This is a genomic window from Actinoplanes sp. NPDC019969 (assembly GCF_055562375.1).
Genome location: NZ_JBVHFK010000012.1, coordinates 171269 through 182362, shown reverse-complemented (window position 1 = coordinate 182362; position 11094 = coordinate 171269). Strand labels below are relative to the sequence as shown.

10 protein-coding genes are annotated in these 11094 nt (G+C 73.3%); 3 read left to right on the top strand and 7 right to left on the bottom strand.

Going from position 1 to position 11094, the window contains the following annotated elements:
• Positions 1 to 8: 8 nt before the first annotated feature.
• Both ACZ3II_RS32070 and ACZ3II_RS32065 read right to left on the bottom strand, forming a co-directional pair.
• Positions 9 to 794: a tryptophan 2,3-dioxygenase gene (locus ACZ3II_RS32070; RefSeq protein WP_465522318.1), complete on the bottom strand. Its 786-nt coding sequence runs from the start codon at positions 792 to 794 to the stop codon at positions 9 to 11.
• The gene (locus tag ACZ3II_RS32065; RefSeq protein WP_465522316.1) at positions 791 to 1972 is read right to left on the bottom strand and encodes an aminotransferase class V-fold PLP-dependent enzyme; all 1182 of its coding nucleotides are present in this window, start codon (positions 1970 to 1972) and stop codon (positions 791 to 793) included. Before ACZ3II_RS32065 ends, ACZ3II_RS32070 begins: the two co-directional genes overlap by 4 nt.
• A gap of 190 nt (positions 1973 to 2162) precedes the next feature.
• On the opposite strand from ACZ3II_RS32065, the gene ACZ3II_RS32060 reads away from it, so the two are divergent.
• The gene (locus ACZ3II_RS32060; RefSeq protein WP_465522314.1) at positions 2163 to 2930 is read left to right on the top strand and encodes a hypothetical protein; all 768 of its coding nucleotides are present in this window, start codon (positions 2163 to 2165) and stop codon (positions 2928 to 2930) included.
• Here ACZ3II_RS32060 and ACZ3II_RS32055 read toward each other — a convergent pair.
• The 4 genes from ACZ3II_RS32055 to ACZ3II_RS32040 are packed head-to-tail and all read right to left on the bottom strand — an operon-like array spanning position 2894 to position 6091.
• Positions 2894 to 3796, bottom strand: coding sequence for a PhzF family phenazine biosynthesis protein (locus ACZ3II_RS32055; RefSeq protein WP_465522312.1), 903 nt, complete (start codon positions 3794 to 3796; stop codon positions 2894 to 2896). The genes ACZ3II_RS32060 and ACZ3II_RS32055 overlap by 37 nt on opposite strands.
• Complete coding sequence (locus ACZ3II_RS32050) at positions 3793 to 4671, bottom strand: LLM class flavin-dependent oxidoreductase (RefSeq protein WP_465522310.1); 879 nt, start codon at positions 4669 to 4671, stop codon at positions 3793 to 3795. Before ACZ3II_RS32050 ends, ACZ3II_RS32055 begins: the two co-directional genes overlap by 4 nt.
• Entirely contained in the window at positions 4671 to 5624 is a 954-nt protein-coding gene (locus tag ACZ3II_RS32045) for a hypothetical protein (protein ID WP_465522308.1), read from the bottom strand. The genes ACZ3II_RS32050 and ACZ3II_RS32045 overlap by 1 nt, the downstream gene beginning before the upstream one ends.
• Positions 5621 to 6091: a VOC family protein gene (locus ACZ3II_RS32040; protein ID WP_465522306.1), complete on the bottom strand. Its 471-nt coding sequence runs from the start codon at positions 6089 to 6091 to the stop codon at positions 5621 to 5623. Before ACZ3II_RS32040 ends, ACZ3II_RS32045 begins: the two co-directional genes overlap by 4 nt.
• 294 nt (positions 6092 to 6385) lie before the next feature.
• Here ACZ3II_RS32040 and ACZ3II_RS32035 point away from each other — a divergent pair, with 294 nt between their 5' ends.
• Together ACZ3II_RS32035 and ACZ3II_RS32030 are read left to right on the top strand one after the other, a co-directional pair.
• Positions 6386 to 7861: an FAD-binding protein gene (locus ACZ3II_RS32035; protein ID WP_465522304.1), complete on the top strand. Its 1476-nt coding sequence runs from the start codon at positions 6386 to 6388 to the stop codon at positions 7859 to 7861.
• An 85-nt stretch (positions 7862 to 7946) separates the two neighbouring features.
• Positions 7947 to 9107 carry a PucR family transcriptional regulator gene (locus ACZ3II_RS32030; RefSeq protein WP_465522302.1) on the top strand — a complete coding sequence of 387 codons (1161 nt, stop codon included), beginning with the start codon at positions 7947 to 7949 and terminating at the stop codon, positions 9105 to 9107.
• Positions 9108 to 9117: 10 nt separating this feature from the next.
• Here the strand turns inward: ACZ3II_RS32030 and ACZ3II_RS32025 are convergent, their stop codons facing one another.
• Entirely contained in the window at positions 9118 to 10911 is a 1794-nt protein-coding gene (locus ACZ3II_RS32025) for a gamma-glutamyltransferase family protein (RefSeq protein WP_465522300.1), read from the bottom strand.
• Positions 10912 to 11094: the final 183 nt, after the last annotated feature.

Below are 11094 nucleotides of genomic sequence, written 5' to 3'. Positions count from 1 at the left end.
ATGTGCTGTCACAGGGCGGAACGCGCTGTCCACAGCTCGATGAAGAATCGATGCTCGTTGATCTTTCGCAGCCAGGCGGCGCCGTCCGTGCCGCCGAGGCCGCGTTTCGCGCCGATCATGCGCTCGACCACCAGCAGATGGGTGGCCCGCCAGCGCGAGAACTGATACGCCACCTCGAGCAGCTGTTCGGCCAGGTCGTAGGCGGGTCGGTACTTGTCGGGGCCGCGGTACACCGTCATCCACACGTCCTCGACGCCCTCGTCGGCCACGTACGGGCCGGCGACGTCGCGGGTGAGCACGTGCTCCGGCACGGGCAGCCCGGTGCGGGCCAGGTGGCGCAGCACCTCGTCGTACAGGCTGGGCCGTCGCAGCTCGGCGTCCAGCTGCGGGAAACGCGTGAAATCGGTACGCCGGACCATCGCGGTCACCCGGTTGCCGAGGGTGAACTCGAGCAGCCGGTACATGTAGGACTGGGTTCCGGACGCCTCGCCCAGCGTGTCGCGGAACGGCAGGAACTCGTCCACCGGCATCGCGTTCATGCTCTCCCAGCAGCCGATCAGGGTGCGCTGGTGGCGGACGGCGCGCGACAGGGCGCGACAGGCGGCCTCCGGGTGGTCCTCACGGATCCGGGCCCGGGCCTGATCGAGTTCCAGGTGGACCATCCGGAACAGCAGTTCCTTGACCTGGCTCAGCAGGATGAACTGCATCTCGAACGGCGAGTCGGTGACCGGCAGTTGCAGGGCGTGCAGCGCGTCCATGCGGGCGTAGTCGACGTACGGGTTCGCGTCGTTCACCGCAGAACCTCCCGCAGGTGCGTCACCGTGTCGTACACATCGGTCCAGGAGACGTAGAGCCCGTTCAGGCAGATCCGCAGCAGGTCCGGGGGCCGCTCGTCGACGACCACGCCGCGCCGCGCCAGGCCCTCGGCCACGGCGACCGCGTCCGGCAGGCGCAGGGTGACGTGGTTCCCGCGCCGGCCGGGATCACGGGGGGTGACGACCTCGACGCTGTCGAGGTCGTCGACGAGCGCGAACAGGTAGTCCGCGAGCCGGAGGCTCTTGGCCCGGACGGCGGCCAGGCCGGCGGCCTCCAGCGGTTCCAGGGCCGCCTCCAGCGCCAGCAGGGACAGGATCTGCGGGGTGCCGGTCCGGGCCCGGGTGATGCCGTCGGCCGGCACGAACGAGGCGCTCATCGCGAACGGCTCGATGTGCCCGTGCCAGCCGGTGACCGCGAAATCCAGGGCGGGATGGTGGCGGCGGGCCGCGTAGAGGAAGGCCGGAGCGCCCGGCCCGCCGGACAGGTACTTGTAGCCGCAGCCGACGGCCAGGTCCACGGCGGCGGCGTCGGCCTCCACCCGGACCGCCCCGGCCGCGTGGCTGAGGTCCCACACCACGACGCCGCCGGCCCGGTGGACGTCAGCGGTGAGCCCGGCGATGTCCCACAGCTCGCCGGTGCGGAAGTCGACGGCGCCGCACAGCACCGCGCCGACCTCGCCGGCGTGCCGATCGAGAGCGGCGGGCAGGCCGGCGATCGGGGTCTCGACCAGCCGCAGTCCCAGCAGCCGGGCGACCGAGGCGGCGAGATAGCGGTCGGTCGGGAAGTTGGCGGCGTCGGCGATCAGGACACCGCGTCCCGGCGTCAGCCGGGCCGCGGCGATCAGGGCGTTGAACAGTTGCACCGAGGTGGACTCGCCCACCACCACCTGGCCCGGGCCGGCGCCGATCAGGCGGCCGATGCGGTCGCCGACCCGTTCCGGCGCGTCCCACCAGCCGTCGTCCCACCATCCGCGGATCAGATGCTCGCTCCACCGGCGGACCGTGTCCGCCAGCGCGATCGGCACCGCGGCGGCCGGTGGGCCGAGCGAGTTGCCGTTCAGCGCGAGCGTTCCCTCCGGGACGAGGAAGTCCTTCGCGAATACCGCGAGCGGATCCGCCGCGGTTTCCTTCTCGGCCCATTCGCGGGTCAATTCCACGAGAACTCCACCCTTTCCCGGGTCGCGATGCAAGATCAGGCACAATGAGCGCTCACGATAAACAGATATATCTTCGCCGGTGTTCGGAGCACAACTCAGAGCACTTCAAAGACATTCAAAGAACCTTGAACTCGTACAGGAGGAATGCAGGGGCATGGCCAGCGGGGAGACCCGTGCCGAGAATGAACCGATGACGACAATCGAAATGGTGGCCCGATGCGCCGCGCCCGGTTGCCCGGTCACCGTCACCGCCGGCTCCCCGCTCTGCCCGTCCTGCGCCGCCCGGCTCGGCCGGGACCTGCGGCGGCTGCCCGCGCTGTATCAGCAGTGCGGCGAGCGCCACCTGCGCAGCCCCGCGCCCGCGTGGCAGGCGCCGCCGCGCGCCGGCCGGCCCGGCCCGGCCGTTCCGCTGCACGCGGGGGCCACCGACGCGCGGCACGCCATCGAGACCGTGCTGGCGTCCTGGGCCGGGATGGTCGCCCAGGCGACCGGCGCGGCGCCGCCCCGGCGTGTCGTGGCGGACCTGACGCGCTTCCTACTGGCCAGGTTCGGCCTGCTGGCGCGGCATCCGGCGGCCGGCGACCTGGTGGCGGAGGTCGCGGACCTGGTCGCCGACGCCGAGCGGGTCCTGTACCGGGAGCGTGGCAGGCACCTCGGCGACTGCGTCGTACCCGGCTGCGACGGTCAGCTGACGGGCGGCACGCGGCCGGAGAACGTACAGGTCACGTGCGACGCCGACGCCGCACACCGCTGGGCCGGGCCGGAGGTGCTGATGATGCGCGCCGGGACGTCCGCGCGGGCGGAGGCCGTCTGGCTCGACGCGAACGGCATCACCGCGCTGTGGGGCGTCTCCCGGGGCAGCGTGTACCGCCTGGCCAGCGAGAACGGGTGGCGGCGGCGCCGGCGCGACGGGCGTACCCACTATGCGGCCGACGACGTACGCCGCTCGTTGGGCTGACCGGCGCCCGGAAGGGGACCGGCCGTGATCTGCCCGGCCAGTTCCCCGGGCGCCGGCCCGCCGACCGTCACGGTGATCTCCGGATCGTCGTTCGCGGCCCGCAGGGTGCCGGACAACAGCGCCGGGCGCCCCAGCTCGGCGCCCTGCCGGATGCGGAAGGGGAGCGGCACGTCCGGCCGCCCCTGCCGTGCGGTGAGCCAGGCGCCGAACGCGAGGGCCACCGAGGCGCACGCCGGATCCTCCGGAATGGCCCAGCCCGGAGCGAACAGGCGGGCCTCGGCGGTCGCCGCGCTGTCGTCCCAGCTGAACAGGAAGATCTCCGGCAGCTCGTGACGGGTCATCGCGAGGAAGTCGGGACGGGCCCGGCCGAGTGCCTCCGGACGTACCGGAACCAGCCGGAACAACGGCCCGAAGCCGGCCAGGACCGGCTCGCCGGCCAGGTCGTCCGCGGTCAGCCCGGCCGCCTCGAGCACCGGCGCGGCCGGCAGCGGCTCGGTCCGCGGTGTCCCGGTCACGGCGAACTCGGCCCGGCCGTCCCCGGCGTGCACGGTCAGCAGCCTGCCGCCGCACTCCTGCACCACCGTGCCGGGCCGGATGTCGCCCCGGCGGAGCAGGGACACCGCGGTGCCCACCGCGGAATGGCCGCCGTACGGCGACTCGCCCGCCGTGGTGAACACCCGGACCCGGTAGGTGGCGCCGGAGGTGGCCGGCGGCAGGACGAACACGGTCTCGTCGGCGCGCAGCCGGCCGGCGATCCACCGCATCCGCTCGGTGCTCAGGCCGCCGGCGTCGTGGATCACCGCCAGCGGGCTTCCGCCGCCGGGCTCGGCCCCGAAGATGCCGACGATCTCGAACGGGACGGTCATCGATCCCCCTTCAAGTGGGTGGACGCGAAGTCGAGGAGCACCCGCTCGTCGCCCTCGAACGGCGGGGCGGGACGCGGCCAGTGCACCACGAGGTCGGTGAATCCCAGGTCGGCGAAGAGGCCGGACGCGTCGGCGTAGCTGCCGGTGGATTCCAGCACCCCACCGACCGCGCCGTCGGTGAGCAGCAGCCGGCGCAGGCCCGCCGGGTCCCGTCCCTGGGCGTCGCACGCCTCGTCCAGCGCGGCCATCTGCTCCTTGAGCAGGGGGGCCACCCGGTCGAAGCGGTCCTGTTCGAAGACGTTGGGCGGGCCGCTGGTCACCCAGATGTCGGCGTACCGGGCGGCCAGGGCCATGCCCCGCGGGCCGGCGGCGGCCACGGCCAGCGGCAGGGACCGGGGCTGCGGCAGCACGACGGCCTCGCGGACGGAGAGCCACCGGCCGGTGTACGTGGTCCGTTCCTCGTGCAGCAGCCGGTGGAGCAGGCTCACGAACTCGTCGAACCGGTCGGCGCGGGCACGGGGCCGCAACACCGGGTCGCCCAGCAGCGTCTCGTCGAAGCCGGGCGCGCCGGCGCCGATGCCGCAGATCATCCGGCCGGGTGCGATGTCGTCGAGGGTGACGAGTTCCTTGGCGAAGGTGACCGGGTGCCGGAAGTGCGGGCTGGCCACCAGGGTTCCCAGCCCGATCCGGTCGGTCACCGCGGCGGCGGCGGCGAGCGTGGGGACGGCGGAGAACCACGGTTTCTCCGCGAACCAGCGCCACATCAGGTGGTCGTAGGTCCAGGCGTGGGCGAACCCGAGCCGCTCGGCGAGCGTCCACCGCTCCCGGGCCCGGGGCCAGGAGTGCTCCGGAAGGATCAGGACCCCGTGCCGCATCAGGTCACCTGCCGCCAGGCCACCTCCGCGGCGTACGAGGCGGTGGCCGTCACCACCCGCCCCAGCCGCCGCTCGCCGTGGGCGACCATGGCCGCGGCGGCCGGCGTGTCCGCCGCGCACTCGTCGCGGCCCAGCGGGTAGAGCCCGTTCGCGGCCAGGTCCAGGGCGACCGCCCGGAGCCGCCGCAGCAACTGAACGGCGACCGTCCCGTCGGGGATCGGCGCCCGGAGCGTCATGAAGAAGTTGTCGTAGAGCACCGCGGTCCGCTGCGACGGCCGTACCGGGGCCGCGCCGACGCTCTCCTGCAGCAGGGAACGGCCCTCGGGAACCAGCCGGGCGGCCACCTCCTCATGGATGGCGCAATGGGCCTCCACCGCCGCCCGGACCCCGGCCGCGCCCCGCTCCCGGAGCCAGCCCCGGGTCCGCCCGCGCAGCAGTGAGCGGACCTGGTGGAAGTCCGGCGCCCAGGTGCCGCTGAACCCCTGATGCTGCCGGAACATCGCCGGGCGGATCAGCGCGGCGTACAGGTCGCGCGGGCACGAGCCGCTGTACAGCAGCATCGCGCCGTACCCGTGCACGTAGGTCTCCAGGCGCTCCAGCACCTCCGGTCCGGGGACGGCGCCGTCGGTGGGATGCTCCTCGAGCAGGGCGCCCATCATCCGCCAGAAGGCGAACGTCACCTGGTGGCCGGTGATCCAGCGGAACCAGAACAGCTGCTCGTGCGAGGCGGGGGAGGCCAGGTCGAAACGGCCGGCGTCGCGGGCGGCCCCGTCGAGCAGGCGCAGCTCGGCGCCGACCTGGTCCACGTCGCACGGCGGCACCTCCGGCGCCACCACGCCGGCGAGCACGCGTGCCTTGCCCGCCGGCGGCATCGTCAGCGGCTCCAGGCCGTACGGGAAGTCGCCGAAGTCCCAGGCCTGCACCCGGGTGTCGAGGACTGCGGCCCCGGTCATCGCGGTCCGTCCGGCACGTGCGTCAGCTCGTACTCCAGGCCGTTGGGATCGAACAGGTAGAGGCTGCTCACGCCGTCTGCGTCGACGACGATGTCGGTCGGCGGGTCGGTGCGGGCGAACGAGAACCGGCCGGACTCGTACAGCTCGATCCAGTGGTCGCGGAGGACCGGGAGCTGATCCGCCTCGCCCACCTGCAGGCAGACGTGCTGGAACTGAAAGCCGTCCTCGGGCGGCAGCTGCCCGGTGTGCCCGTCCCGGTCGATCAGGTGCACGCACAGGCCGTCCATGGCCATCTCGACGAGCTTGCGGATGCCGGGAAGGCGGCTGACCGTCAGGTCGGAGAAGCGGTCGAGCTCCCAGGCGACCCGGGCGCCGAAGAACTCGGTGTACCAGCGGATGCTGTTGTCCAGGTCCGCTGTCTGGACGCCCACGTGATGGGCGCGGAGCGGCAATGCCACTGTCGACATGTTCCTGCCTCCTCTGAGGGCCGGCGAGAGGAGCCGGCGAACGCTCCGCCGATCGCGCGCGGAGACGGAAATGGCGAGACTGCCAGAACGTATCTTCGGGGTCAGACGAGCGTCAATAGGAGCGGTTTCCGTGCGCATCAGAGGTCCCACACAGCGGATACAAAGGTTCCTGAGAGTTCGCTGTGGACTTGAAGATTCCCTCACATTGAATTGGAAAAGCTGTGACGTCCACCCGTTCGGGAATCCGTTAGGTTCGATGCGAATGGCTATGCGACAGTTCATCAGGGAGGGCATATGATCAGCCGCCGCGGATTCCTCGGCGCGTCCGCCGTCGCCGTCGTGGGCTTCGACCTCTTCGGGCACCGCTGGGTCACCGCTGCCGAGGCCGCGGAAGCGCCCTCGTTCGCGAAGGCGCCGCCGCTGCGCGGGGAGCTGCTTGTCGACACGACGGCGCGGGAGGCCGTCGAGACCGACCTCGGCAACATCGTCCACCGCCGCCCGGCCGCGGTGCTCCGGCCGGCGTCGGCCGACGACATCGCCGCGATGATCCGGTTCTGCTCGGCCCACGACATCCCGGTCTCGGCGCGGGGTCAGGCACACACCACGTACGGGCAGGGCCTGTCCGCCGGTCTGGTGATCGAGATGCGGCATCTGAACCGCATCCACCGGATCAACGACCGGTTCGCCGAGGTGGGCGCCGGCATCCTCTGGAAGGACCTGGCGACCGCCGCGTACGGGCGGTCGCCGGCGCTGACCCCGCCGGTGCTCACCGGGTACACCGGTCTCAGCGTGGGCGGCACGCTGTCGGTGGGCGGGGTCGGCGGCATCGTCGGCGGCCTGCGCACCGGTCTGCAGGTGGACCACGTCCAGGAGCTGGAGGTGGTCACCGGCGCGGGCGTCGTCGAGCGCTGCTCCCGGCAGCGCAAGCCGGACCTGTTCGACGCGGTCCTCGGCGGCCTGGGCCAGTGCGCGGTGATCACCAAGGCGGTGATCCAGCTCGTCCCGGCCCGGCAGCGGGCGCGGAACTTCGTGCTGCAGTACGCGGACAACGCCGCGTTCTTCCGGGATCTGCGCCTGCTCATCGACCGGCCGCAGGTCGACCACGTCTACGCCGAGTTCACGGCGCCGGACCCGGCGCCGGTCTACAAGATCCACGCCACGGCCTTCTACGACGCGCCGGGGACGCCGGACGACGCGGCGATCCTGGGCGGAGTGAGCGCCGATCCCGTCGTCGAGGACACCGCGTACCTCGACTACGTGCTCACCATCGACCGGCTGATCGACTTCCTGCGGGAGACCGAGAACTGGGACCGGCTGGTCAAGCCCTGGTACGACGTCTGGCTTCCCGACTCCACCATCGAGCAGTACCTGGCGGAGCTGGTGCCGTCCCTGGCGCCCCGCGACATCGGGCCGTACGGCGCGGGTCTCATCTACCCGCAGCGCCGCGAGCTCACCACCCGGCCGGCGCCCCGGCGCCCGGCCCCGGACGGCAGATCGTTCGTGTACGTGGTGGACGTCAACACGGTCTCCAGCGCCCCCGGACCGGACCCGGCGTTCAGCGCGGAGATGCTGGAGCGCAACAAGCGGCTGTACGCGCGGGCCCGGCGCTCCTACGGCGCCGTGCTGTACCCGATCGGCTCGGTACCGCTCACCGAACAGGACTGGCGCGACCACTACGGCAGCGCCTGGCCGGCTTTCAAGGCCGCGAAACGCCGCTACGACCCCGCCGGAGTGCTCACCTCCGGCCCGGGCATCTTCCGCCGGGGCTGACCGGCCGGCACCCGGCCCGGCGGCAGGCGCCCGAAAAGCCCGCCGCCGGGCCGGGCCGCTTCGACTATTCCGAGGGTGATGACCGTTGTCCGGTGAGAACCATCAGCGGCCGGGGCTCCTGCACGCCGCACTCGACCGCATCCGCCGCCGCCTGCCGTCACTGGCCGCCGCCACGGTGCAGGACATGCGCCACCACGACACCGCCCCGACGGCGCCGGCCGCCGACCGGGCACTGCACCGGATCGTCCACGACGCGGCGCTCTGGGTGCTCGGCGCGGTCGACGACCGTACCCATCCGGTGGGCATCGGCGAAGCCGGCCTGCTGAACCGCGCCCACCCCGCCCTCACCGCCGCGGTGGTGAGCCAGGCCTGCAACGACATGTGCCGGCGCACCTGGCAGGCCCTCGTGGCGGAGGCGACGGCGGAGGAGGGCCTGCTGCTGCTGGAACGATCGGCACACTACCTCGCGGCCGGTACCGAACTCGCCGAGCACGTGCTCACCGGGCCGGACGCCGCGACCGGGTCCCGGGCCCGCCGGCGCGAGATGGCCGACCGGCTGCTCAACGGGGAACGGCTGCCCGCGTCCCTGGTGACCGAGGGCGGACCGGCCGACACGTACGCGGTGCTGGCCGTCCCCACCCACCGGCCCGCCGAGATCGCCGGCGTCGCGGCGCGGCACGACTGGCTCAGCGCCGAGCAGCCCGGGGCCGTCACCGTGCTGGTGCCCGTCCGCCGTGCCGACGGCCGCGCCCGCGCCCGGCACGCCTTCCACACCCTGGGCCCGCCACACCCGGTCGGCCTCGGCCTGCCCGCCGATGTCGAGGGCATCCCGGCGGCGGTGTCCGACGCCTGGGAGGCGGTCACGACGCTGCGCCGGCTCGGCCGGCACGAACCGGGCCTGTTCCCGCTCGACGACGTTCTGCTGGAGGCGATGCTCTGCCGCTCGCCCGAGCTGGCCGCCCGGATGGCGGGGCGGCTGCGGCCGGTGACCCGGTGCCAGCCGTACCTGCTGGACACGCTGGCGGCCTTCCTCGACAACGACGGCGACCGGCGCGAGCTGGCACGGCAGCTGTACATCCACCCGAACACGCTCAACCATCGCCTCCGGCGGGTGTCCGAGCTCACCGGGCTGTCGCTGGCCAACGCCGGCGACCTCTGCCTGTTGAAGGCGGCGCTCACCGCGTGGCAGGTGACGGGCGCCGCGGACAGCGCGGGCGCCGGCCGGCCCGTCTCCCGGGCGGCCTGAACCGCCGCGGTCAGCGGACGACCCCGTACGCCTGCTGACCGCGCTGGCTCGCCGCCGCGAAGACCTGGCCGTCGCCGGCGTTCCCGGTGGCGCACACCTTGCCCAGCGAGCAGGCCGCCACCTGCTGGAGCTGATGTCCCCGCCCCTCCAGGGCGGCTGCCGTCCCGGCGGGCAGACCCTCCTCCACGACGACGACCGGCTGCGGCGTCTGCCGGGGCATGAACGACGAGGGCACGTGACCGGTGTGGAAGGTCGTCGCCTCGACCGCGGCCTGCGGCGTCATCGCGAAATCGAGGTGGTTGAGCAGGAAGTTGAGCGTCCACTGGTCCTGCTGGTCGCCGCCGGGGGTGCCGAACGCCAGCAGCGGCGCGCCCGAGCCGTCCCGCACGATGGTGGGGCTCAGCGTCGTCCGCGGCCGCTTGCCGGGCGCCAGCGCGTTCGGGTGGCCCTCCGCCAGCCAGGCCATCTGCCCGCGGGTGCTCAGCGCGAACCCCAGTCCGGGGACGATCGGGGAGCTGCTGAACCAGCCGCCGCTCTGCGTGGCCACCACCATGTTGCCGTCCCGGTCGGTGGCGCTGATGCAGGTGGTGTCTCGGTTCTGCGAGGTACGCCGGACGACCGCCGGAATGCCGTGGGCGAGCTGCTCCATCCACTCCGGCTCCAGCGGCACGTGCTCGCCGGGCAGCGACGGCAGCCACGGCTCGCGCCCGAGCGGGGACCCGGGACGCAGGCCGGCCGCGGCTCGGCCGGTGATCAGGGCCCGCCGCTGCTCGGTGTAACGAGGGGACAGCAGCTCCGGCAGCGGCACGTCGGCGTGGCCGGGGTCGCCGTACCAGGCCTCGCGGTCGCCGAAGGCGAGTTTCGCGGCTTCGACGACGGTGTGCACGTGGTCCGGGCCGAGGTGCGGCATCGAGGCCAGATCGAAGCCCTCCAGCAGGGCGAGCTGCTGCAGGAACACCGGTCCCTGCGTCCACGGGCCGGGCTTGTGGATCAGCCGGCCCCGGTAGCCGGCGGTGACCGGCGCCTCGACGGCCGGGCGCCACGCCGCCAGGTCCTCGCCGCGCAGCAGGCCGCCGTGCCGTTTGCCGGTGGCGTCGAGCATCTCCGCCGAGGACATGAACACGTCGATGGCCTCGGCGACGAAACCCTCGTGGAAGACGTCCACCGCCGCCGCGATCTCGGCCTCGCGGGACCGGCCCGGGGCGGACGCCTCCCGCACGATCCGGCGGAACGTCGCGGCGAGGTCGGGATTGCGGATCAGCGATCCGGCGCGGGGCGCGGCGCCACGGTCCAGGTAGATCCGGCCCGTCTCGGTCCACTCCTGCTGGAACAGGGGCGCGAGAGCGCCGATGATCGCGGCCGCCGGGGCCAGCAGCGGGTATCCGCGCTCGGCGTACCCGATGGCGGGTTCCAGCACGTCGGCCAACCGCAGCCGGCCGTGGCGCAGCAGCACCGTCATCCACGCGCCGAAGGCGCCGGGCACGCACGCCGCCAGCAGGCCGGACCCCGGCACGTAGTCGAGGCCGAGGCGCCGGAAGGTCTCGATGGAGGCCCGCCGCGGCATCGGTCCCTGCCCGGCCACCACCGTCACCTCGCCCGAGGCGGCGTCGTGCACCATGATCGGCGCTTCCGCCGCCGGGCCGTTGACGTGCGGCTCCACCACCTGGATCACGAAGGCCGCGGCCGCGGCGGCGTCGAAGGCGTTGCCGCCCCGGTCGAACATCGCCGCGCCCGCCGCGGAGGCCAGCCAGTGCGTGGACGACACCGCTCCATACGTGCCATGCAGTTCGGGACGCGACAGCATGATCTTCCCTCCGTTCGGCGGACGCTGCCCGCCGAGCGTCGCACGGCAGTGGACCGGGCCGGCCGAACGCGGTGCCGCGCCACAACGGTATTGGTGACGGCCACAGTGTCCGGCCGGACCGGAGGCCCGGACGGGCGCCGGGCCGCAGACTCACCGGAAGGGACCGCCGAAGAGGAGGAGCAT